Here is a 22,888-nt window from a genome sequence, read left to right as displayed (position 1 = left end):
CTGGCGTTGTCGCCTGGTTAACGCGGATCCAGCAGTGCCAGCGCACTGCTGAAAATACCGCAGATAATGCTTGGTGAGCTAGAGAACCGCGAAGGTTCCTTGCGCTTTCGCCACCAGCTTGTCGCCCTGAACTACGTCGGCGTCGACCACCAGGGTACGCCGCCCGGCGTGCAGCACGCGGGCGGTGCACAGCACCTCGCCGTCACTGACGGCGCGCATGTAGTTGATCTTGCACTCGATGGTGACGCTTTGCTGGTCAAAACCATGGCTGGCCGAGCAGGCCAGGCCCATGGCGATGTCCACCAGGCTGAAGATCGCCCCGCCGTGCAGCTTCTGGCCACGGTTGCGCAAGTGTGGCTCGAGCGCCAGGGCTACCTCGGCAACACCTGTCTCCAGGCGTTGCAGGCGGCAGCCGAGGAGCTGGCTGAAGGCGCTTTCGACGTATTCGCGTGGAACGTCCATCACTTCTTCTTCAGCTGCTTGGCGTTGGCGAACAGGGCTGCCATGGCGTTGTTGGCCGGTGCTGCGGTGGCGGTTTCGCGCTGGCGCGGCGCCTGCTGCTGGCGGTTGCCGCCATTGCCACGGTTACCGCCGCGGTTGCCATCGACCTTCTCGCCAGGGGTGTCGCTCATGCGCATGGACAGGCCGACACGCTTGCGCGGGATGTCCACTTCCATGACCTTGACCTTGACCACGTCGCCGGCCTTGACCGCTTCACGCGGGTCCTTGATGAACTTCTCGGACAGCGCCGAAATGTGCACCAGGCCGTCCTGGTGCACGCCGATGTCGACGAAGGCACCGAAGTTGGTGACGTTGGTCACCACGCCTTCGAGGACCATGCCCGGTTCCAGGTCCTTGAGGTCTTCGACGCCGTCCTGGAAGGTGGCGGTCTTGAACTCGGGGCGTGGGTCGCGGCCAGGCTTGTCCAGTTCTTGCAGGATGTCGGTGACGGTCGGCAGGCCGAAGGTTTCATCGGTAAATTTCTTCGGGTCCAGGCGCTTGAGGAAGCTGCTGTCACCGATCAGCGAGCGGATGTCACGGCCGGTATCGGCGGCAATCCGTTGCACCAGCGGGTAGGCCTCGGGGTGCACCGCGGAGGCATCCAGCGGGTTGTCGCCGTTCATCACACGCAGGAAGCCGGCGGCTTGTTCGAAGGTTTTCTCACCCAGGCGGCTGACCTTTTTCAGTGCCGCGCGAGTGGCGAACGGGCCGTTGGCATCGCGATGGGCGACGATGTTCTGCGCCAGGGTAGCGTTAAGGCCGGAGATGCGCGTCAGCAGGGCCACCGAGGCGGTGTTGACGTCCACGCCCACGGCGTTCACGCAGTCCTCGACCACGGCGTCCAGGCCGCGCGCCAGTTTCAGTTGAGACACGTCATGCTGGTACTGGCCGACACCGATGGATTTCGGGTCGATCTTCACCAGCTCGGCCAGCGGGTCCTGCAGGCGGCGGGCAATCGACACGGCGCCACGGATCGACACGTCCAGGTCCGGGAATTCGCGGGCGGCCAGTTCCGATGCGGAGTACACCGAAGCGCCGGCCTCGGAAACCATGATCTTGGTGATCTTCAGCGCTGGGTACTTCTTGACCAGCTCCGCCACCAGCTTGTCGCTTTCGCGGCTGGCGGTGCCGTTACCGATGGCGATCAGCTCCACCGAGTGCTTGGCGCATAGTGCAGCCATGATCGAAATGGTGCGGTCCCAGTCGTTCTTCGGCGCGTGCGGGTAGACCGTGGTGTGGTCCAGCAACTTGCCTGTGGCATCGACCACGGCGATCTTGCAGCCGGTACGCAGGCCCGGGTCGAAGCCCAGGGTGGCGCGCGGGCCGGCCGGGGCGGCCAGCAGCAGGTCGTGCAGGTTGTGGGCGAACACATTGATCGCCTCGCCTTCGGCGTTGTCGCGCAGCTCGCCGAACAGGTCGGTTTCCAGGTGGGTGTAGAGCTTGACCTTCCAGGTCCAGCGCACCACTTCGCCCAGCCACTTGTCGGCCGGGCGGTTGCGGTTCTCGATGCCGACGTGGTTGCCGATCATCAGTTCGCACGGGTGCAGGGTGCCGGGCAGTTCTTCGCCGACTTTCAGCGAGGCGCTCAGCACGCCTTCGTTACGCCCGCGGAAAATTGCCAGGGCGCGGTGCGACGGCGCGTTGCGCAGCAGTTCGTCATGGGCGAAGTAGTCACGGAACTTGGCGCCTTCCTCTTCCTTGCCAGGCACGACGCGGGCGCTGAGCACCGACTCCTGCTTGAGGAAGCTGCGCAGCTTGTCGAGCAGGGCGGCGTCTTCGGCGAAGCGCTCCATGAGGATGTACTTGGCGCCTTCCAGCGCGGCCTTGACGTCGGCCACGCCCTTGTCGGCGTTGACGAAGCGTGCGGCTTCGCTTTCCGGGGCAAGGTCTGGGTTGTTGAACAGGCCGTCGGCCAGCTCGCCGAGGCCGGCTTCCAGGGCGATCTGGCCCTTGGTGCGGCGCTTCTGCTTGTACGGCAGGTACAGGTCTTCGAGGCGGGTCTTGGTATCGGCCAGCTTGATCTCGCGGGCCAGTTCCGGGGTCAGCTTGCCCTGCTCCTCGATGCTGGCCAGGATGCTGGCACGGCGCTCGTCGAGTTCGCGCAGGTAGCGCAGGCGCTCTTCCAGATGGCGCAGCTGGGTGTCGTCCAGGCTACCGGTCACTTCCTTGCGGTAGCGGGCGATGAAGGGCACGGTCGAGCCTTCGTCCAACAGGCCCACGGCCGCCTCGACCTGCTGGGGGCGTACGCCCAGTTCCTCGGCGATACGGCTGTTGATGCTGTCCATGTAAACCACCTGACATTTGTGAATACGGGGGTCGCCTGTGGGCCTGTCGCCCGGCGGCGCTGGATGAAAGCCGCGCATTATACCCATCGCAAACGGCTTGCGGTGATGGCGCCCGGCCAGCCGGAACTGGCGCCGGGGGAAAAATCTGCTAACAATGCTCACGCAACGTGCAGCAATGGCTACGCCATAATGCGCGGCGATATCAGAGGAGTTATTCATGACCGGCACGCCAAACACCGCTGAAGGTGACAAGATTCTCATCGTCGACGACGACCCGGGGCTGAGCAGCCTGCTGGAACGTTTCTTCACCAGCAAGGGCTACCGTGCCCGCGCGGTGCCCAACACCGAGCAGATGGACCGCCTGCTGCAGCGTGAGGTGTTCAACCTGGTGGTTCTCGACCTGATGCTGCCCGGCGAGGATGGCCTGTCGGCGTGCAAGCGCCTGCGCCAGCAGAACAACCAGATCCCGATCATCATGCTCACCGCCAAGGGCGACGAGCTCAGCCGTATCAAGGGCCTGGAGCTGGGCGCTGACGATTATCTGGGCAAGCCGTTCAACCCCGACGAGCTGATGGCCCGGGTCAAGGCCGTGCTGCGCCGCCAGGCACCGAGCGTGCCGGGTGCGCCGGGTAGCGAAGACGAGTCGGTCACCTTCGGCGACTACGAGCTGTCGCTGGCCACCCGCGAACTCAAGCGTGGCGACGAAGTGCACATGCTCACTACCGGCGAGTTCGCCGTGCTCAAGGCGCTGGTGATGCACGCGCGCGAGCCGCTGACCCGCGACAAGCTGATGAACCTGGCGCGTGGCCGTGAATGGGATGCGCTGGAACGCTCCATCGACGTGCAGATCTCGCGTCTGCGCCGCATGATCGAGCCGGACCCGTCCAAGCCGCGTTATATCCAGACCGTGTGGGGCGTGGGCTACGTGTTCGTGCCGGACGGAAACGCCGGTAAATGATGCCGCGCCGTCGATGAAAACACCGCTCTGGTTTCCGCAAAGTTTCTTCGCCCGCACCCTGTGGCTGGTGTTGATCGTCGTCTTGTTCTCCAAGGCCTTGACCCTGGTCTACCTGCTGATGAACGAGGACGTGCTGGTCGACCGTCAGTACAGCCACGGTGTTGCGCTGACCCTGCGCGCCTATTGGGCAGCCGACGAAGAAAACCGCGACAAGATCGCCGAAGCGGCAGGCCTTATCCGGGTCACCGGCTCGGGCGTGCCCGAGGGTGAGCAGCACTGGCCCTACAGCGAAATCTACCAACGGCAGATGCAGGCCGAGTTGGGCGAAGACACCGAGGTACGGTTGCGCATTCATGCACCGCCGGCGTTGTGGGTCAATGCGCCAAGCCTGGGGCCGGGCTGGTTGAAGGTACCGCTGTACCCGCACCCGCTGCGTGGGCAGAAGATCTGGAACGTGCTGGGTTGGTTCCTGGCCATCGGCCTGTTGTCCACAGCTTCGGCCTGGATCTTCGTGCGCCAGCTGAACCAGCCGCTCAAGCGCCTGGTGTTCGCCGCCCGGCAACTGGGCCAGGGGCGCAGCGTGCGCCTGCCGATCAGCGATACGCCCAGCGAGATGACCGAGGTGTACAAGGCCTTCAACCAGATGGCTGAGGATGTCGAGCAGGCCGGGCGCGAGCGCGAGCTGATGCTGGCCGGGGTTTCCCACGACCTGCGCACACCGCTGACGCGCCTGCGCCTGTCGTTGTCGTTGCTGGACAGCGACAGCGAACTGAGTGACGACATGGTCCGCGATATCGAGGACATGGACGCGATCCTCGACCAGTTCCTGGCCTTTATCCGCGACGGCCGTGACGAGCCGGTTGAGGAGGTCGACCTGGCCGACCTGGTGCGCGAAGTGGTGGCGCCGTACAACCAGCCGGAAGAACGGGTGCGGCTGTGCCTGGAGCCGATCCCACCGTTCCCGCTGCGCCGGGTTTCGCTCAAGCGCATGCTGGGCAACCTGATCGGCAATGCCCTGCACCACGCCGGCAAGGGGGTCGAGGTGGCCGCCTATGTGTCGGGCGACGAGAGTGCACCGTATGTGGTGCTGAGCGTACTGGACCGCGGGACGGGGATCGACGAGTCGGAGCTGGAGACCATCTTCAACCCGTTCATTCGTGGTGACCGGGCCCGGGGGGGCAAGGGCACCGGGCTGGGGCTGGCGATCGTCAAGCGGATCGCGGCGCAGCATGGCGGGAATGTGGAGTTGCGCAATCGGTCCGGGGGTGGGATCGAGGCGCGGGTACGGTTGCCTTTGGGGCTGTTGCTGCCGCGTAATGCCGTGTGATTGCCGGGGCCGCTTTGCGGCCCTTTCGCGACACAAGGCCGCTCCTAAAGAGGATCGCGTAATCCTGTAGGAGCGGCCTTGTGTCGCGATGGGCTGCGCAGCAGCCCCAAAATCTCAGCCCTTACCCTTGGTCCGAGTCTGATTAGGCCCGCCATTCTTCTCGAGATGCTCGATGATCATGGCGGCCACGTTCTTGCCGGTGGTCACTTCAATCCCCTCCAGCCCCGGCGACGAGTTCACCTCCATCACCAGCGGCCCGTGGTTGGAGCGCAGGATATCCACACCCGCCACACTCAAGCCCATCACCTTGGCCGCGCGTATGGCGGTCATGCGTTCTTCCGGGGTGATCTTGATCAGGCTGGCCACCCCACCTCGGTGCAGGTTGGAGCGGAATTCCCCCGGCTTGGCCTGGCGCTTCATCGACGCGATGACCTTGTCGCCGACCACGAAGCAGCGGATATCCGCGCCACCCGCTTCCTTGATGTATTCCTGCACCATGATGTTCTGCTTCAACCCCATGAACGCCTCGATCACCGATTCGGCGGCCTTGGTGGTTTCGCACAGCACCACGCCGATGCCCTGTGTGCCTTCCAGCACCTTGATCACCAGCGGGGCGCCGTTGACCATCTGGATCAGGTCGGGGATGTCGTCCGGCGAGTGGGCGAAGCCGGTAATCGGCAGGCCGATGCCGCGCCGCGACAGCAATTGCAGTGAACGCAGCTTGTCGCGGGAGCGGGCTATCGCTACCGACTCGTTGAGCGGATACACACCCATCATCTCGAACTGGCGCAGCACTGCGCAGCCATAGAAGGTCACCGATGCACCGATGCGCGGGATCACCGCATCGAAGCCTTCCAGCGGCTTGCCGCGGTAGTGGATCTGCGGTTTGTGGCTGGCAATGTTCATGTAGGCCCGCAGGGTGTCGATCACCACCATTTCGTGGCCCCGCTGGGTACCGGCTTCGACCAGGCGGCGGGTGGAATACAGACGCGGATTGCGCGACAGCACAGCGATCTTCATGCAGCACCTGTGGCAGTAGAAAGGGTGGCCGGGAAGGCCGGTTTGTCTTGTACGTATTTGAGGCCAGGGTTGACCACCAGCTGACCATGGATCAGGGCCTTGGAACCCAGCAACAGGCGATAACGCATGTTCTTGCGGCAGGCCAGGGTGAACTCCACTTCCCACACACCGTCGCCCAGGGCCAGTGACGTGCGGATGACATAGCGGGTCTGGGCCTGGCCGTTGGAGCTCTTGATGGTTTTCATGGTCACCAGCGGTGCCTCGCAGCGGCGGTGGCGCAACTGCACCACCGAGCCAAGATGTGCGGTAAAGCGGACCCAGGGCTGGCCGTCGCGCTCGAACGGTTCCACTTCGGTGGCGTGCAGGCTGGAGGTGCTGGCACCGGTGTCGATCTTGGCGCGCAGCCCGGCCACTCCAAGGTCGGGCAGGGCGACCCACTCGCGCAGGCCGATCACAGTCAAATGGTCAAATGTCTTCACGAAACGCACCCTGCGGATGAGGTGGTGAACTGTAAGCACGGCGGGGATTTTTTGCATCCGATCGTTACGGTAGTACAGTTCGATGAAACACAGCGTTCGAGGTAACGGGATGGCACAAAAAGCCGAAGACGACGACAAGGTCCGCCTGGACAAATGGCTGTGGGCGGCACGCTTCTACAAGACTCGCGCGCTGGCCAAGGCTGCGATCGAGAGCGGCAAGGTGCATTGCCGGGGTGAGCGCTGCAAGCCGGGCAAGGAGCCGCGGGTGGGTGACGAGTTCGTGCTGCGCACCGGATTCGACGAGCGCACCGTGGTGGTGAAGGCTCTGTCGGTGGTGCGGCGTGGGGCGCCAGAGGCGCAGACGTTGTACGAAGAGACCGAGGACAGCGTGCGCCGGCGTGAACAGGCGGCGGAACTGCGCAAGGCCGGGGCGATGGGCGTGACCACCGATGGGCGGCCGACCAAGAAGCAGCGGCGGCAGATTCACCAGTTGCATGGGAGCTTCGAATAGCCGGGGCCGTTTTGCGGCCCATCGCCGGCAAGCCAGCTCCCACAGGTACTGCGCAAGCCCTGAAACTTGTGCAATCCCTGTGGGAGCTGGCTTGCCGGCGATGAGGCCACGGCAGCCAGCACAAGGCCTGAGGCCTGCGCCCCCCTGTAGGAGCGGCCTTGTGCCGCGATGGGCTACGCAGTAGCCCCAAGGATCTAGCGGGTCACCGCCAAGCGCCCGACCAACGGTAACTTGGCCGCTATCGCGAACAACGGCGCCGTCCAGCGCAGCAGCACTGCACTCCCCTTGGCCGCCAGCGGCGTATAGCAGCTCCAGCCCAACGCCAGCACCGCCATCAGCAGCCCGCCGATGTAGTCATCCTGCCCCCAGTGGGCACCGGCCACCAGACGCGGCAACATGAACAATACCGCCAGCCCCCAGACCACCAGGTACTGCACCAGGCGGCGGCTGAACACGCTCATGAACAGCGCCCAGACCAGCAGTACCGAGGCATGATCCCCCGGGAAACTCTTGCTGGAACGGTCCTTGAGCTCCCAGGCCGCCTCCAGGTTCGGATAGTAGTCGCTGAGGTGCACCACCTCGTCGAACATCATCGACGGGCTCTTGTGCTGCCAGCCGGCTGCATCCACCCACTTGGAAAACAGCGCGCGAATCACCACTAAGAGGATTAGCGTGACCAGGAAGCCGAAAAAGGCCTGGCGCACCTGGGTTGCCTTGAACACCCAGTCACCACGGATAAGCACTGCCAGAAGGATCAGGCCGACGACGATGTCGAATGGGCGCAGGCTACCGACGGTCCAGATGTAGCGCCAGGTGGTGTTGTCGGCCAGCGGCGCATTCAGGCTGTGGAACAGCCACTCGTCGAAAGTCAGGCACAAGATCTGGCCAATGGGCCATAACCAGAAACACAGTAGAGCGATAGGAAGCAGCGTACAGGCTGCCAATGGCCCCCAGGACCACCTTGCTTGGAACAGTGGTCGATTGTCCATAAAATACCTCTATTGCAAACAGGAATCGGAGCGCCTTGTGAGCGCTCTGTCACGGGGTTCTCGCATGTTTTCCGACAACCCTTGTAACCATTTTGTCATCATTTTTCAGATAGCCAAAACCTATGAGCGACTTGCCTGATACCGATTTCACCCAACGTTTCATCTTCGACGAGCGCGATGTGCGCGGCGAGTGGGTGTCTCTCGATGACAGCTACGCCGCGGTGCTGGCGCGTCATGAGTACCCGCAGCCGGTGCAGGCACTGCTGGGCGAGCTGATGGCCGCCACCGCCTTGCTGGTGGGGGCGCTGAAGTTCGACGGCCTGCTGATTCTGCAGGCGCGTTCCGCAGGGCCGATCCCGCTGTTGATGGTCGAATGTTCGGGTGACCGGGACATCCGTGGCATGGCCCGTTACGAAGCGGACCAGATCCCGGCGGATGCTACCCTGTCGCAGCTGATGCCCGACGGCCACCTGACCCTGACCATCGATCCCGTCAAGGGCCAGCGCTACCAGGGCACCGTCGACCTCGACGGCGCCACCCTGTCGGAGTGCTTCACCAACTACTTCGTCCAGTCGCAACAGCTCAACACGCGCTTCTGGCTCAACGCCGAAGGCGGCAAGGCCCGTGGTCTGCTGCTGCAGCAACTGCCGCGCGATCGCCAGCCGGACGATGAAGAGCGTGAAGAAAGCTGGCAGCACGTTGTGGCATTGGCCACCACGCTCAAGGCCGATGAGTGGGCGCTGGACAACGAAACCCTGCTGCACCGCCTGTACCACGAAGATGCCGTGCGCCTGTTCGATATCCAGCCGTTGCGCTTCAACTGCAGCTGCTCTCGCGAACGTTCCGGCAATGCGCTGGTCAGTTTGGGCGAGCACGATGCCAAGGCGCTGGTGGAAGAATGCGGCGGGCAGGTGGAGATCGATTGCCAGTTCTGCAACGAGCGCTATTTCTTCGACGCCAGCGATGTGGCGCAACTGTTTGCCGGTGGCGGCACTGACGTAGCCTCAGAAACTCGTCACTGAAACGTTTAACTACAGGACAATCTCCTGTCGAATTGCGCAAAAGCGCAGTTCTGACAGGAGGGGCCTACTTTTTTTGGGCGTTTCTGGCATAATCCGGCCACTTTTTTCGCTGTAGTAGTTTTTTCAAGACAACTACAAAACGTTTGGAGCACTCGGCCTCGGGCCGGATGGGGTATCTCATGACGCAAGCCAACAACACCGTGTACACCGACCTGAGCGTCGATGAGCTGGTAAAAGAAGCGCTGCAACGCGGTGAAGGCGTACTAGCCGATACTGGCGCACTGGTCGTGGAGACCGGTCACCGTACTGGCCGTTCGCCGGCTGACCGTTTCATCGTCGAAGAGCCTTCCACCCAGGACGCCATTGCCTGGGGCCCGATCAACCGCAAGTTCCCGGCCGACAAGTTCGATGCCCTGTGGGACCGCGTCGAGGCGTTCAACAACGCCCAGGATCACTTCGTTTCCTACGTTCACGTAGGGGCGGCCGCCGAGCACTACCTGCCGGTGAAGATGACCACCCAGACTGCCTGGCAGAACCTGTTCGGTCGTTGCCTGTTCATCAACCCGGAGCAGTACAACCCGGCTGGCCGTGGCGAGTGGCAGGTCCTCAACGTCGCCAACTTCGTGTGCGAGCCTGAGCGTGACGGCACCAACTCCGATGGTTGCGTGATCATCAACTTCGCCCAGAAGAAGGTGCTGATCGCTGGCATGCGCTACGCCGGCGAAATGAAGAAAGCCATGTTCTCGGTGCAGAACTTCCTGCTGCCGGCTGCCGACGTGCTGCCGATGCACTGCGCCGCCAACATCGGCGAAGCAGGCGATGTGACCTTGTTCTTCGGCCTGTCCGGCACCGGCAAGACCACCCTGTCGGCCGACGAAAGCCGTTACCTGATCGGTGACGACGAGCACGGCTGGGGCGAGGGCGTGGTCTTCAACATCGAAGGCGGCTGCTACGCCAAGTGCATCGACTTGTCCGAGAAGAACGAGCCGGTCATCTGGAAAGCCATCAAGCATGGCGCCGTGTTGGAAAACGTCGTCCTCGACGCCAACAAGCACGCCGACTACACCGATGTCAGCCTGACCCAGAACAGCCGTGCGGCCTACCCGCTGGAGCACGTTGCCAAGCGTTCCGCAGCGAACCTGGGCGGCGAGCCGAACGCAGTCATCTTCCTGACCTGCGACCTGACTGGTGTTCTGCCTCCGGTTTCGATCCTGAACAACGAGCAGGCTGCCTACCACTTCCTGTCCGGCTACACCGCGCTGGTCGGTTCCACCGAAATGGGTTCGGGCAGCGGCATCAAGTCGACTTTCTCCACCTGCTTCGGCGCCCCGTTCTTCCCGCGCCCGGCTGGCGAGTACGCCGAGCTGCTGATCAAGCGTATCAAGGGCTTCGACTCGAAGGTCTACCTGGTCAACACCGGCTGGACCGGCGGTGGCTACGGCGTTGGCAAGCGCTTCAGCATCCCGACCACACGTGCCGTGATCGCTGCGATCCAGAGCGGCGCGCTGATCGGTGCCGAAACCGAGCACCTGGACATCATCAACCTGGACGTGCCTAAGGCCGTTCCGGGCGTTGATACCGAGCTGCTCAACCCGCGCACCAACTGGGCTGACAAGGCTGCCTACGACGAGGCCGCCAAAGGCCTGGCCAAGCTGTTCATCGAAAACTTCAAGAAGTTCGAAGTTTCCGACGCCATCAAGGCCGCTGGCCCGCAGCTGTAAGCTGCACCCGCCCGCAACGAGAAAGCCGCCCCTTGGGGCGGCTTTTTTGTTTTCTGATTCCCGGCGAGTGCAGTCTCTTGTAGGAGCGTGACCCGCGAAGAGGCCGGCACAAGCAGCGGAAATCCGGTTTTTCTGTTTCACTGTCAGCATTCATTGCGAAGACAAGAGCCAGCCAGATGACCGAATCCCCTCAGCGCACTGCCTTCTCCCACTTCCACCCCATCCTCACTCGCCCCCAGGACAATGACCTGAATGGCCACGTCGCCGGTGCCACCGTGCATGGCTTTTTCGAAACCGCCATCCAAGCGTTCCTCGTCGAACAGGCCGAACTGGACCTGCGTGACGGCGAGCTGGCGGCCTTCGTGGTCAGTTCGGCGGCGGATTTCTACGCGCTGCCAGGGTTCCCGGATGTACTGGAAGTGGGGCTGGGGGTGACGCGCCTGGCGGGCAGCACGGTGGAGTACCGCCTGGCCCTGTTCCGCCCAGGGGAGCCGGAGGCGTGTGCGGCAGGCACGGTGGTGCAGGTGTTCATCGAACGCGCCAGTGGCCGGCCAGTGGCATTGCCAGAGACGCTGCAGGTGATCCTGTCTGGTGTAGTGCTGGAACAGCAGGCATAAAAAAGCCCCGCTGGCAGGGGCGGGGCTTTTGTTGCCGGGGCAGGGCCCTCAGGCGTTAGTCGCGCCAGTGGCGCTTGTGCTTGCGATGGCCGTAATGATGGCCGCGGTCCCAGTGGCGGCGGTCGTCGTCATAACCACGACGGTAACGGCGGCCATCGTGGTAATCGTCTCTGTCGGCCTCTTTACCAAGGTAGTTACCCAGTGCGCCACCGGCACCACCGCCGGCTGCTGCGCCAATGTAGCTACCGGTAGTGCCGCCCACGGAGCGGCCGACCACGTTACCGCCTGCTGCGCCCAGCGCGCCGCCGATTGCGGCTTCCCCACGCTGACGCTTGTCGGCACCCAGGGCACCGCCAGCCGCGCCGCCCAGGCCGGCACCAATGGCGCCGCCGGTGCTACCACCGATGGAGTTGCCCACCACGGAGCCCAGTACCCCACCCAATGCGCCGCCAATGCCGGCCTCGGTGGTGCCGCCTGCCATGGCAACGCCGCTGAGCAAGCTGAAAGACAACAACAGTATCGAGGAGTACTTCTTCATCAAGAGAGCCTCATTAGGATGACGGGGCGATTTTTGAGCCTTACAGGCGCGGCTGGCAACGGAAATCCGACGAGTAACACGAGTTGTACACAATTCTCTAACTTACTGTATTTACTGTGAAACTTTATCGTTTTTTCGCTGTCTGAGACCTTTATGACGAAGCCCTGAACCGCTATGGAACAGGGCTTTTTTGATTTTTGCGCAGGGGCTTCCGGCCTCTTCGCGGGTAAACCCGCTCCCACAGGGATATCACCGCTCTCGGTCCTTGAGTTGCCTCTGTGGGAGCGGGTTTACCCGCGAAGAGGCCAACACCGTTCCTACAGGATGCGCCCGTCGTCCCGCGCCCGCTCCAGTTTGATGGCAATGAACTTCGACGTCGGCGTATGGCTGCCATCGCCAATGCTCTCCAGCGGCACCAGCGGGTTCACCTCCGGGTAGTACGCCGCCGCCTGCCCGGCCGGGATGTCGAAGGCCAGCAGGGTGAAGCCGTGCACACGGCGCACATGCTCATCCCCCCACAACGACACGATGTCGACCTGCTGCCCCGGCTGGAAGCCCAGGCGGATGATGTCGGCTTCGTTGGCGAACAGCACCTCGCGCTGGCCACGCACGCCACGGTAGCGGTCGTCCAGGCCGTAGATGGTGGTGTTGTACTGATCGTGCGAGCGCATTGACTGCATGATCAGGTCTGGCACCTGGCCGCTGGCCCGTACACGCTCGTCGAGCAGCGTGTCGGGCAGCAGGTTGGCCTTGAAGTTCGCGCGGCCGGTGCTGGTATTCCATTCGCGGCTGGCGGCGCTGTTGCCCAGGTAGAAACCGCCCGGCTCGCGCAGGCGCTGGTTGAAGCCGCTGAAGCCGGCGATGGTGTCGCCGATCAGCTCGCGGATACGGTCGTAGTCAGCCACCAGCCAGTGCCAGTCCACGGGCTTCTTGCCCAGGGTGGCGGCGGCGATACCGGCGATGACCGCCGGCTCCGAGCGCATCTGCGTTGACAGCGGCTTCAGCTGGCCATTGGAGGCGTGGACCATGCTGAACGAGTCCTCTACCGTTACCGCCTGTGGCCCTTCTGCCTGCAGGTCGATGTCAGTGCGCCCCAGGCACGGCAGGATCAGTGCCTGCTTGCCGTGCACCAGGTGGCTGCGGTTGAGCTTGGTGCTGATGTGCACGGTCAGCTCGCAGTTGCGCAGTGCCTGGGCGGTGCGCTCGGTGTCCGGCGTTGCCTGGGCGAAGTTGCCGCCCAGGCCGATGAATACCTTGGCCCGGCCGTCGAGCATGGCATGGATCGCCTCGACGGTGTTGTGGCCGTTGTGCCGGGGCACGGGGAAGCCGAAGCGCTGCTCGATGGCGTCCAGCAGGGCCACCGGCGGGCGCTCGTTGATGCCCATGGTGCGGTCACCCTGCACGTTGCTGTGGCCACGCACCGGGCACAGTCCTGCGCCTGGCACGCCGATATTGCCGCGCAGCATCTGCAGGTTGACGATTTCCTGGATGGTCGGCACCGAGTGGCGGTGCTGGGTAATGCCCATCGCCCAGCACATGATCACCCGCTTGCCACGGCAGTACATGCGCGCGGCCAGTTCGATGTCGGCCAGCGCCAGGCCGGACTGGGTCTGGATGTGCTCCCACGGGGTGGCATCCACTACCGCCAGGTAGTCGTCGACGCCATGGCCATGTTCGGCGATGAAGGCGTGGTCGAAGACTGCCGGTTCGCCGTTGGCCTGGGCTTCGCGTTCCCATTGCAGGACGAACTTGGCCATGCCGCGCAGCAGCGCCATGTCGCCGCCCAAGGCCGGGCGGAAGAATGCGGTGTTGGTCGGCCGGTCGCTGTTGGTCAGCATCTCCAGCGGGTTCTGCGGGTGCTGGAAGCGCTCCAGGCCACGCTCCTTGAGCGGGTTGATGCACACCACCTGGGCACCGCGCTTTACCGCATCGCGCAGCGGGTCGAGCATGCGCGGGTGGTTGGTACCGGGGTTCTGGCCCCAGACGAAAATCGCGTCGGCGTGCTCGAAGTCGTCGAAGGTGACGGTGCCCTTGCCGACCCCGACGCTTTGCCCCAGGGCCACGCCGCTGGCCTCGTGGCACATGTTCGAGCAGTCGGGGAAGTTGTTGGTGCCGTAGGCCCGCACGAACAGCTGGTACAGGTACGCTGCTTCGTTGCTGGCGCGCCCCGAAGTGTAGAACTCGGCCTGGTCAGGGCTGGCCAGCTTGTTCAACTCGCGAGCGATCAGGGTGAAGGCGGCTTCCCAGCTGATCGGCCGGTAGCGGTCGCTGGACGCGTCATAGACCATCGGCTCGGTCAGGCGCCCCTGGTACTCCAGCCAGTAGTCGCTCTGCTGCAGCAGCGAAGTGACGCTGTAGCGGGCGAAAAAGGCGGCATCGACGCGGCGCTTGGTCGCCTCCCAGTTCACTGCCTTGGCACCGTTCTCGCAGAACTTGACCATGCCGCTTTCCGGCGAGTCGCCCCAGGCACAGCCGGGGCAATCGAAGCCGCCGTTCTGGTTGGTCTTGAGCAGCGCGCGAATGTTCTTCAGCGCGTTATCGCTGCCAACCCAGGCCTTGGCCACGCTGCGCAGCGCGCCCCAGCCACCGGCGGGGCCGTGGTAGGGCTTGTAACGAGGTGGAGAGGCTGGGGCGTTGTCCGGGAGGTGTTGGTACGAGGTCACGACTGTTACGACTCCGCCGCTGGGCTGTAGACCCGCGGTGCGCTGTGCTTGGGCAGATGGATAAGGTTGAGGTTGTGCTTGCGCGCCCATTGCAGGGCAAGGCCGGTGGGCGCCGACAGGCTGACCAGGGTCTGGATACCGGCCCGCAGCACCTTCTGGATCAGCTCCAGGCTGCAGCGGCTGGTGACGATGGCCAGGCCACCCTGGCTGTCGATGTCTTGGCGCAGCAAGGCGCCGATCAGCTTGTCGAGGGCGTTGTGCCGGCCGATGTCTTCGCGGCCGAGCAGCAGTTCGCCGTGGCGGTCCATGAACAGCGCCGCATGCACCGCGCCGCAGTGTTGGCCGAGGGGCTGGAAGGCATCGATGCGCTCACGCAGGCCGACCAACCATTGCGCGGGTGGCAAAGGTGCGCCAGGCAGCTTGGCCAGCTCTGGCAGTGCCTGCTCCAGCGCTTCGACCCCGCACAGGCCGCAACCACTGGTGCCGGCCAACTGGCGGCGTTGGTTTTTCAGGTTCCAGAACGCACGGCTGGAAATCTCCAGGTCGGCGTACATTGCCGAGCCGCTGCCGGAGAGTTTCAGGTCGTAGATTTCCGTTGTGCCTTCGACTATGCCGCTGCCGACACTGAAGCCGACGGCGAAGTCTTCCAGGTCGGTGGGGCTGACCAGCATCACCGCCTGGTTCAGGCCGTTGTAGGCAATGGCCAGGGCCACTTCTTCGGCCAGGGGCGTGCTGTCGCGTCTGGCATCGTTGAGCTGGACGTAATCGTAGGTGTTGCTGGCGGCGGGCATGGTCAAGGGCGATGAGGCCGCGCAGACCGGAGGCTTGCTGTTCATCGGAGCTGACTGTTCATCGGGCTATCGGCAACTTTCAGATAGCACAAGCCTAGGCGTGCGGGCTGGCGGCGTCTAATCGCTAGGGTCTATGCCTTGATAGACCGCGTCGATTGGTCGCATGGGGCGCCAGGGGAAAAGCTGGCCTAGACTGCTGTGTCCGAGGTTTCGTCAACAAGGAGAGCGTTATGAGCTTGTTCAGTTTCGTCAAGGAAGCGGGCGAGAAGTTGATCGACCTGCTGACCCCCGGCAATGCCAATGCCGAAGAGCAACTGAAGAAACACGTGGAAAGTGTCGGCCTGGGCAACCCGAATATCACGGCCACTGTAGAGGGAGACACGATCATCCTCAAGGGTGAGGTGGCCAGCCAGGAGGAGAAGGAGAAGATCATCCTGGCGGCGGGTAACGTCGCAGGCGTTGCCAGTGTGGATGACCAGATCACCGTGACCGGACCGGTGGCCCAGGCGGCGCGGTTCGTGACGGTGGAGAAGGGTGATACGTTGAGTGCCATTGCGAAGAAGGTGTATGGCGACCCCAACAAGTACCAGAAGATCTTCGAGGCCAATAAACCGATGCTCAAGCACCCGGACAAGATCTATCCGGGGCAGGTGTTGCGTATTCCTGACTGATCTCTGCAGCCTGTACCGGCCCTATCGCCGGCAAGCCAGCTCCCACAGGATTACCACAGGCCTGAGGGCCTGCGAGGTACATGTGGGAGCTGGCTTGCCGGCGAAAGGGCCCTCACAGGCCTACCAATAATTCCCGGTAATCCTCCACCGCCGCAAACTCCTCGGTATCCCGCGGCCCTGCCTGGCTATCCGGCTGGCGCACCGCCAGCAGATGCCCCACGCCAAACCGTCGCGCACTGCGCAGAATCGCCAAGGTGTCATCGATGAACAGGCTGCGCTCCGGTTCAAAGCCGATGTCCGCCTGCAACGCGTCCCAGAACTGCGGGCTTTCCTTCGGGTAGCCGTAGTCATGCGAGCTGATCAGCCGTTCGAAGTACGGCGCCAGCTCCACCCGCTCCAGCTTCAGTGACAGCGAATCCCGGTGCGCATTGGTGATCATCACCACGCGCTTGCCCGCGTCGCGGATCGCGGCAAGGAAAGTATCGGCATCCGGGCGCAGGGCGATCAGGTCGGCGATTTCCTGTTTCAGCTCACGGATCGGCAGCCGCAATTCGCGGCTCCAGAAGTCCAGGCAATACCAGTTAAGCGTGCCGGCATTGCGTTCGAACAGCGGCTGCAGTTCCATTTCCGCCATGGCACGGCTCACCCCGTGCAGCTCGGCATAGCGCTGGGGCAGGTGGTCCAGCCAGAAGCGGTTGTCGTAATGCAGGTCGAGCAGGGTGCCATCCATGTCCAGCAGGACGGTATCGATGGCGGACCAGGGAAGAACAGGCATGGGAAACTCTCGATCAGTCGGCAAGCCACGGTATAGTAACCCGTTCACGCCAAGGAGCCGCCCCATGCGCCAGAAACCCACCGTCCTCAGCCGCGAAATCGTCGCCAGCAGCCGCCTGTTTCGCGTCGAAGCCGTGCAATTGCGCTTCAGCAATGGCAACGAGCGTACCTACGAGCGCCTGGTGGGCCGGGGTAATGGTTACGGCGCGGTGATGATCGTGGCCATGCTCGATGCCGAGCACGCGGTGCTGGTAGAGGAATACTGCGGCGGCACCGACGAATACGAGCTGTCGTTGCCCAAAGGCCTGATCGAGCCGGGCGAGGACGTGCTGGCGGCAGCCGACCGGGAGCTCAAGGAAGAGGCCGGTTTTGGCGCGCGCCAGCTGGAGCACCTGACCGAGCTGTCGCTGTCGCCGGGCTACATGAGCCAGAAGATCCAGGTGGTGCTGGCCAGCGACCTGTACGAGGAGCGCCTGGAGGGCGATGAGCCGGAGCCGATGCGGGTCGACAAGGTTAACCTGCGCGAACTCTCGGCCCTGGCCATGCACCCACAGTTCACCGAGGGGCGTGCCTTGGCGGCGTTGTATCTGGCGCGTGACCTACTGATTCAGCGGGGGCTGCTGGAAGCATGAACGACCTGCAATTGATGCACGAAGTGGTCAAGCTGGCCCTTGCGGCGGGCCAAGCGATCTTGCCGTTCTGGCGCGCCGATGTGGCCGTGACCAACAAGGCCGACGATTCACCGGTCACCGCCGCCGACCTGGCGGCGCACCGGGTGATTGCCGATGGCCTGCTGGCGCTGGCGCCGCAGATCCCGGTGCTGTCTGAAGAGGATTGCAACATTCCGCTGGCCGAGCGTCAGGGTTGGAGCCGCTGGTGGCTGGTCGACCCGCTGGACGGCACCAAGGAATTCATCGCCGGCAGCGAGGAGTTCACGGTCAACATCGCCCTGGTCGAAAACGGCGAGGTGGTGTTCGGCGTGGTATCCATGCCGACCAACGGGCGCTGCTACTTCGGTGGGCGTGGGTTGGGCGCCTGGCGTGCGGAAGCGGGTGAGGCTCCGCAGCCGATCCAGGTTCGCGACGCGCCGCCGGCAGGTGGGCGTTTCACCGTGGTTGCCAGCCGTCGCCATTCCAGCCCGGAACAGGAAGCGCTGTTGGCCGGGTTGGGGGCGGCGGTGGGTGAACTGGAGCTGGCCAATATCGGCAGTTCGTTGAAATTCTGCCTGTTGGCCGAGGGTAGCGCCGATTGCTATCCCCGCCTGGCACCGACCTCGCAGTGGGATACCGCGGCGGCGCAGGGGGTGGTGGAAGGGGCTGGTGGGGAGGTAATCGGGCTGGATGGCTTGCCGTTCCGGTACCCGGCGCGGGAGTTGTTGCTCAACCCGCATTTCCTGGCGTTGCCGGCAAATGCTGCTTGGCGCGAAGCCTTCCTGAGCCTGATCTGACGGGTATCATCACACTCTGTTGGAGCTCAGGACTTCAGCTTCGCCGCCTATATCGCCGGGGCCGCTTTGCGGCCCATCGCCGGCAAGCCAGCTCCCACAAGTACTGCGCAGACCTTCAGCATGGCGCTGCACCTGTGGGAGCTGGCTTGCCGGCGATGGGCTGCGCAGCAGACCCAACAGCACTAACTGACTGGCATCAGTACTTGCCCGCGGTCAGCGGTGCAGCACGTATTGGCCGCTGAAGGTAACAGCAGGCTCGTCAATACCGGCATTGCTCACCGTGGTCTCCAGCGTCAACCGTGCCCGCCCGCGCCGCTGGTACATGGTCAGGAACCGCTCCCAGGTCTTCTCATCCGGCGGCGCACAGCGCGCCACCGCCGCCCCGGTAACCGGCAGCGGATAACTGATCTGCCCTTCCTGGATGACGATATGCCCGTCATCGATACCCGACTCGCGCAGGCGCAGGTGCAGCCAGCCCCAACCCACCAGCACCGCGGCGCAGTACAGGCTGCCGCCGAACATGGTGCTCTTGTGGTTGACGTTGGCCGCCAGCGGCAATTGCAGGCGCAGGGTGTGCTGCTGCCAATCGAGCACTTCCAGGCCCATCTCGCGGGTCAGGGGGATGTCGCCGTGCAGGACGGTCTGCAGGTACTGGCTATCGGTGTTCATTAACGGTTGTCCTCTTGATCGTCATGTCCGCCGCTACCGCCATCAAAGCTCAAGCCATGCTTGCGCAGCTTGTCGTGCAAGGTTTTGCGGGGGATGCCCAGCGCCTCGGCCAGGCTGCGCATGGAGCTGTGTGGCTGGGCCAGTTCGGCAGCGATCAGCGAGCGCTCGAACTGCTCGACCTGTTCGCTGAGGTTGCCGCTCGGCATCGGTACCGAAGGCATTGCCGCCGGCGGCGCCTGACCGTCCAGAGCCAGTTCCAGGCCAAGGGCGAAACGCTCGGCGGCGTTCTGCAGCTCGCGTACGTTACCGGGCCAGTCGTGACGCAGCAGCATGGCGCGCTGGGCCGGCTGCAGGGCGTGTGGCGGCAGACCATGGCGCTCGCTGGCGGCGTCGGCGAAGTGCTGGAAAAGCACCAGGATGTCATCGCCGCGTTCGCGCAGCGGTGGAATACGCAGCGGCGCCACGTTCAGGCGGTAATACAAATCGGCGCGGAACCGCCCTTGGTCAGCGGACTGGCGCAGGTCCTCCTTGGTCGCGGCGATGATGCGGATGTCCAGCGGGATCAGCTGGTTGCCACCCAAGCGCTCAACCACCCGTTCCTGAAGCATGCGCAGCAGTTTCACCTGCACATCCAGGCTCATGCTCTCGATTTCGTCGAGGAACAGTGTGCCGCCGTTGGCGAACTCGAACTTGCCGATGCGGCGTTTCTGCGCGCCGGTGAACGCCCCGGGCTCATGGCCGAACAGCTCGCTTTCGACCACCGACTCGGCCAGTGCGCCGGCATTGATCGCCACGAACGGCCCGTCGCGGCGGCTGGACAGGTCGTGCAGGGCGCGGGCCACCACCTCTTTGCCGGCACCGGTCTCACCCAGGATCAGCACATCGGCGCGGGTGCCGGCCAGGGCGCCGATCTGCTCGCGCAGGCGCTGCATGGACGGCGACTGGCCCACCAGGCGGGTGGCCAATTGCTGACGGTCGCTCAGGGCCAGGCGCAAGCTGCGGTTGTCCAGCACCAGGCGGCGCAGGGCCAGGGCGCGGCGCACGCTGTCCAGCAGGGCGTCGCTGGCAAAGGGTTTTTCCAGGAAGTCATAAGCCCCGGCGCGCATTGCCTGCACCGCCAGCGGCACATCACCGTGGCCGGTGATCAGCAATACCGGCAGCTCGTTGTCACGGCCGTGCAGTTGTTCCAGCAGCTGCAGGCCATCGATACCCGGCATGCGGATGTCGCTGACCACCACCCCGGGCCAGTCGGCCTCGATGCGTTCGGCCAGGCCCTGGGCGTCGGCCAGGGCGACCACCTTGAGCCCGGCCAGGTCCAGGGTCTGGCTCAGGGCCTGGCGCAAGTGCGGGTCATCATCGACCAAGATGACCTGGGCTCGGCTGTCGATCAGTGTCTCGGTGGTCATGCCGAGGGGTCCTCCGAATTGGGCAAAGTAGCGCCAGGCGCGGCCACACGCAGCTGCAGGGTCAGTAGTGCGCCACCTTCCGGGTGGTTGGCCAGCAGCAGTTCACCGCCCAGGGCACGCATCAGGCTTTCGCAGATGGCCAGGCCCAGGCCCAGGCCCTGGGTGCGGGTCTTGGTGGTGAAGAACGGCTCCTTGGCGTGCTCCAGGGCCTGGCGGCTGAAGCCGGGGCCGTTGTCGCGAATGTACAGGTAGACGCAGTCATCGCGCTGTTCGGCACTTAGCCACAGGCGGCGCGGGTTGGCTTTTTCGGTCAGGGCGTCGAGGGCATTGGCCAGCAGGTTGCCGAGCACCTGGCGCAGGCGGGTCTCGCCGGCCTGTACCCACAAGGTGGCCTCCGGCAGGTCGCGGATCAGCTCCACGGCCATTGCCCGGCGGCGCTTGGCCAGCAGCGCCAGGGCGTCGTCCAGGGCTGGCTGCAAGGCCACGCTCTCCGGGGCATGGCGGTCACGGCGGGCGAAGGCGCGCAGGTGGGCGATGATCGAGGCCATGCGCCCGGTCAGCTCGCCAATCAGCTTGAGGTTGCCGCGGGCTTCTTCGGTTCGCTGGTGGTCGAGCAGGATCTCGGCGTTTTCCGCGTAGCTGCGGATGGCGGCCAGCGGCTGGTTGAGTTCGTGACTGATGCTGGCCGACATGGTGCCGAGCACCGACAGCTTGCCGGCCTGTACCAGTTCGTCCTGGGCGCGCACGGCCTCCTGTTGGGCGTTCTCACGCTCCAGTACGGCGCTCTTGAGCCGGGTGTTCAGGCCTTCAAGGTCGGCGGTGCGCTCGGCCACGCGTTTTTCCAGTTCCTGGCGGCCGCGTGCCTCGAAGTCGATGCGGTCGATGTAGTGACGGCGCCGCTGCATCACCAGGCCAGCCAGCAGTATCAGCACCAGCAGGGTGCCAGCGCCGATGGCCATGACGGTTTGCACCGAACGGTCGACCAGCATGCGCGGAGCGAGGATGCTGACCTGCCAACCGGTTTCCTTGATGTCGCGGGTCTGGCTGATCCAGGCGTCCGGGTTGAGTACCAGCGGTTGCGGGGCTTGGGTCGGGTAGGGCTGGATGGCGATGATGGCCTGGCGCTCGGCCTCGGTCAGCGCACGGGTCGCGCGGAAGCGCCAGTCGGGCCGCGAGGTCAGGATGACCACGCCATTGTGGTCGGTCAGCAACAGCTGCTCGGGGGTGCGGCCCCACAAGGTTTCGGTGTGGTCGAGGTCGACCTTGACCACCAGTACGCCAACGATGCGTTCACGGTCTCGCACGGCGGCGGCGAAGAAGTAACCGCGCTTGGCCGATGTGGTGCCCTGGCCAAAGAAGCGCCCCAGGCGGCCGGCCATGGCTTCGTTGAAATACGGGCGGAAGGCGAAGTTGCGGCCGACGAAGCTGTCACGCTTGTCCCAGTTGGAGGCGGCCAGGGTGTTGCCGCTGACGTCCATCAGGTACATCACCTCGGCGCCGGTCTGCTGGACGATGTCCTTGAGCAGGCGGTTGGCATTGGTCACCGCTTCCAGGCGGAACGGGTCGGCCAGCACCCCGCGCAGCGCCGGCAGGTCGCCGAGTATCTGCGGCAGGGTTTCATAGCGGTGCAGGGTACCGAGCAGGTTGGCGACATACAGGTCGAGGGTCTGGCGGTTCTGCGAGGCCAGTTCTTCCTGGTAGTAACGTTCGGCCAGGTGATGCAGGGGCCACAATAACGGGACCAGGCACACGGCCAACAGGGCCAGGCTGCGCCAGCGGGGACGGCGTGGGGGCGTGGGTTTTGCAATCATCACGTAAATGCGCCAGAAAAGTCTGCCGCAATTATGCGCTAGTTAAGGTAGCAGTTCCGCCTCTGCCAGCGGCAGGCCGAGCTTGTCCTTGTCCGACAGCACCGGTGGCTGCTGCAGCCCCCAGTCGATGGCCAGCGTCGGGTCATCCCAGCGGATGCAGCGGTCGGCACCCGGGTTGTAGTAGTCGGTGGTCTTGTAGAGGAACTCGGCCGACTCGCTCATCACCGCAAAGCCGTGGGCAAAGCCTGGTGGAATCCATAACTGGCGATGATTGTCGGCCGACAGCTGCACCGCGACCCATTGGCCGAAGGTTGGCGAGCTCTTGCGCACGTCCACGGCAATATCACGGATTTCCCCCTGCACCACGCGCACCAGCTTGCCTTGGGTGTTTTCCACCTGGTAGTGCAGGCCACGCAGCACACCCTTGATGGAGCGCGAGTGGTTGTCCTGGACGAACTCGGCCTTCACGCCGGTTTGCCGGGCGAACTCGCGGGCGTTGAATGCCTCGAAGAAAAAACCACGGCTGTCACCGAAAACCTTCGGCTCGATGATCAGTACTTCAGGGATCGCGGTAGGGATGATGTTCATGGCGGTTCGCTGGCCCGTTCTGCTCATGTATTGACCCTAGCCGGTCTGGCCGTTTTTTCCGCCTCGGGCTTCAACGGCATTCACAAGGGCTGGCTATGGT

General features: G+C 64.1%; 22 protein-coding genes. 9 read left to right on the top strand and 13 right to left on the bottom strand.

Features of this window, described 5'->3' with window-relative positions; all coding sequences use genetic code 11:
• Positions 1-78: 78 nt before the first annotated feature.
• Both IMX18_RS23185 and IMX18_RS23180 read right to left on the bottom strand, forming a co-directional pair.
• A complete protein-coding gene (locus IMX18_RS23185) occupies positions 79-462 on the bottom strand; it encodes a PaaI family thioesterase (protein ID WP_003257433.1) in 384 nt (127 codons plus the stop codon).
• Positions 462-2,786 (bottom strand): Tex family protein, encoded by a 2,325-nt coding sequence (locus IMX18_RS23180; protein WP_217190248.1) that lies wholly within the window; start codon positions 2,784-2,786, stop codon positions 462-464. Before IMX18_RS23180 ends, IMX18_RS23185 begins: the two co-directional genes overlap by 1 nt.
• Before the next feature lie 217 nt (positions 2,787-3,003).
• Here IMX18_RS23180 and ompR point away from each other — a divergent pair, with 217 nt between their 5' ends.
• Positions 3,004-3,744 (top strand): osmolarity response regulator transcription factor OmpR, encoded by a 741-nt coding sequence (ompR, locus tag IMX18_RS23175; protein WP_012270052.1) that lies wholly within the window; start codon positions 3,004-3,006, stop codon positions 3,742-3,744.
• A gap of 13 nt (positions 3,745-3,757) precedes the next feature.
• The gene (locus IMX18_RS23170; RefSeq protein WP_013970454.1) at positions 3,758-5,071 is read left to right on the top strand and encodes an ATP-binding protein; all 1,314 of its coding nucleotides are present in this window, start codon (positions 3,758-3,760) and stop codon (positions 5,069-5,071) included.
• Between the two features lie 114 nt (positions 5,072-5,185).
• Here the strand turns inward: IMX18_RS23170 and rimK are convergent, their stop codons facing one another.
• Entirely contained in the window at positions 5,186-6,091 is a 906-nt protein-coding gene (rimK, locus tag IMX18_RS23165; protein WP_013970455.1) for a 30S ribosomal protein S6--L-glutamate ligase, read from the bottom strand.
• Entirely contained in the window at positions 6,088-6,570 is a 483-nt protein-coding gene (gene rimB / locus IMX18_RS23160; RefSeq protein ID WP_003257436.1) for a retropepsin-like aspartic endopeptidase RimB, read from the bottom strand. Before rimB ends, rimK begins: the two co-directional genes overlap by 4 nt.
• A gap of 109 nt (positions 6,571-6,679) precedes the next feature.
• On the opposite strand from rimB, the gene IMX18_RS23155 reads away from it, so the two are divergent.
• Positions 6,680-7,081, top strand: a complete 402-nt coding sequence (locus IMX18_RS23155) for an RNA-binding S4 domain-containing protein (protein WP_013970457.1) — start codon at positions 6,680-6,682, stop codon at positions 7,079-7,081.
• Positions 7,082-7,275: 194 nt separating this feature from the next.
• Here the strand turns inward: IMX18_RS23155 and IMX18_RS23150 are convergent, their stop codons facing one another.
• Positions 7,276-8,070 carry a phosphatase PAP2 family protein gene (locus tag IMX18_RS23150; protein WP_015268603.1) on the bottom strand — a complete coding sequence of 265 codons (795 nt, stop codon included), beginning with the start codon at positions 8,068-8,070 and terminating at the stop codon, positions 7,276-7,278.
• 122 nt (positions 8,071-8,192) lie between these two features.
• Between IMX18_RS23150 and hslO the strand changes: the two genes are divergently transcribed.
• The 3 genes from hslO to IMX18_RS23135 all read left to right on the top strand — a co-directional run bounded on the left by hslO (position 8,193) and on the right by IMX18_RS23135 (position 11,430).
• Complete coding sequence (hslO, locus tag IMX18_RS23145; RefSeq protein WP_015268604.1) at positions 8,193-9,092, top strand: Hsp33 family molecular chaperone HslO; 900 nt, start codon at positions 8,193-8,195, stop codon at positions 9,090-9,092.
• Between the two features lie 179 nt (positions 9,093-9,271).
• Positions 9,272-10,813, top strand: a complete 1,542-nt coding sequence (locus IMX18_RS23140; protein WP_015268605.1) for a phosphoenolpyruvate carboxykinase — start codon at positions 9,272-9,274, stop codon at positions 10,811-10,813.
• Positions 10,814-10,989: 176 nt separating this feature from the next.
• Positions 10,990-11,430: an acyl-CoA thioesterase gene (locus tag IMX18_RS23135; RefSeq protein ID WP_015268606.1), complete on the top strand. Its 441-nt coding sequence runs from the start codon at positions 10,990-10,992 to the stop codon at positions 11,428-11,430.
• 55 nt (positions 11,431-11,485) lie between these two features.
• Here IMX18_RS23135 and IMX18_RS23130 read toward each other — a convergent pair whose 3' ends face one another.
• The 3 genes from IMX18_RS23130 to fdhD all read right to left on the bottom strand — a co-directional run bounded on the left by IMX18_RS23130 (position 11,486) and on the right by fdhD (position 15,467).
• The gene (locus IMX18_RS23130; RefSeq protein ID WP_015268607.1) at positions 11,486-11,968 is read right to left on the bottom strand and encodes a glycine zipper domain-containing protein; all 483 of its coding nucleotides are present in this window, start codon (positions 11,966-11,968) and stop codon (positions 11,486-11,488) included.
• 317 nt (positions 11,969-12,285) lie between these two features.
• Positions 12,286-14,631, bottom strand: a complete 2,346-nt coding sequence (locus tag IMX18_RS23125; RefSeq protein WP_015268608.1) for an FdhF/YdeP family oxidoreductase — start codon at positions 14,629-14,631, stop codon at positions 12,286-12,288.
• A gap of 5 nt (positions 14,632-14,636) precedes the next feature.
• Entirely contained in the window at positions 14,637-15,467 is an 831-nt protein-coding gene (gene fdhD / locus IMX18_RS23120; protein ID WP_015268609.1) for a formate dehydrogenase accessory sulfurtransferase FdhD, read from the bottom strand.
• A gap of 185 nt (positions 15,468-15,652) precedes the next feature.
• Between fdhD and lysM the strand changes: the two genes are divergently transcribed.
• Positions 15,653-16,093 carry a peptidoglycan-binding protein LysM gene (lysM, locus tag IMX18_RS23115; RefSeq protein ID WP_100413090.1) on the top strand — a complete coding sequence of 147 codons (441 nt, stop codon included), beginning with the start codon at positions 15,653-15,655 and terminating at the stop codon, positions 16,091-16,093.
• A 112-nt stretch (positions 16,094-16,205) separates the two neighbouring features.
• Here lysM and yrfG read toward each other — a convergent pair whose 3' ends face one another.
• The gene (yrfG, locus tag IMX18_RS23110) at positions 16,206-16,868 is read right to left on the bottom strand and encodes a GMP/IMP nucleotidase (RefSeq protein ID WP_003257447.1); all 663 of its coding nucleotides are present in this window, start codon (positions 16,866-16,868) and stop codon (positions 16,206-16,208) included.
• 64 nt (positions 16,869-16,932) lie between these two features.
• Between yrfG and nudE the strand changes: the two genes are divergently transcribed.
• On the top strand, positions 16,933-17,499 hold the full coding sequence (gene nudE / locus IMX18_RS23105; protein ID WP_015268611.1) for an ADP compounds hydrolase NudE: 567 nt from the start codon (positions 16,933-16,935) through the stop codon (positions 17,497-17,499).
• Positions 17,496-18,314 carry a 3'(2'),5'-bisphosphate nucleotidase CysQ gene (cysQ, locus tag IMX18_RS23100; RefSeq protein WP_100413088.1) on the top strand — a complete coding sequence of 273 codons (819 nt, stop codon included), beginning with the start codon at positions 17,496-17,498 and terminating at the stop codon, positions 18,312-18,314. The genes nudE and cysQ overlap by 4 nt, the downstream gene beginning before the upstream one ends.
• 213 nt (positions 18,315-18,527) lie before the next feature.
• On the opposite strand, the gene IMX18_RS23095 is transcribed toward cysQ, so the two are convergent.
• The 4 genes from IMX18_RS23095 to rfbC are packed head-to-tail and all read right to left on the bottom strand — an operon-like array spanning position 18,528 to position 22,788.
• The gene (locus IMX18_RS23095; RefSeq protein WP_217190246.1) at positions 18,528-18,983 is read right to left on the bottom strand and encodes a thioesterase domain-containing protein; all 456 of its coding nucleotides are present in this window, start codon (positions 18,981-18,983) and stop codon (positions 18,528-18,530) included.
• The gene (locus IMX18_RS23090) at positions 18,983-20,389 is read right to left on the bottom strand and encodes a sigma-54-dependent transcriptional regulator (protein ID WP_015268614.1); all 1,407 of its coding nucleotides are present in this window, start codon (positions 20,387-20,389) and stop codon (positions 18,983-18,985) included. Before IMX18_RS23090 ends, IMX18_RS23095 begins: the two co-directional genes overlap by 1 nt.
• The gene (locus IMX18_RS23085; protein WP_054573394.1) at positions 20,386-22,200 is read right to left on the bottom strand and encodes a sensor histidine kinase; all 1,815 of its coding nucleotides are present in this window, start codon (positions 22,198-22,200) and stop codon (positions 20,386-20,388) included. The genes IMX18_RS23090 and IMX18_RS23085 overlap by 4 nt, the downstream gene beginning before the upstream one ends.
• 42 nt (positions 22,201-22,242) lie before the next feature.
• Positions 22,243-22,788: a dTDP-4-dehydrorhamnose 3,5-epimerase gene (rfbC, locus tag IMX18_RS23080; protein WP_015268616.1), complete on the bottom strand. Its 546-nt coding sequence runs from the start codon at positions 22,786-22,788 to the stop codon at positions 22,243-22,245.
• Positions 22,789-22,888 lie beyond the last annotated feature (100 nt).

The sequence above is a fragment of the Pseudomonas shirazica genome, assembly GCF_015168335.1.
Classification (GTDB): domain Bacteria; phylum Pseudomonadota; class Gammaproteobacteria; order Pseudomonadales; family Pseudomonadaceae; genus Aquipseudomonas; species Aquipseudomonas asiatica.
The sequence above is the reverse complement of the archived record's forward strand: the minus strand, read 5'-3'. Positions and strand labels throughout refer to the sequence as shown.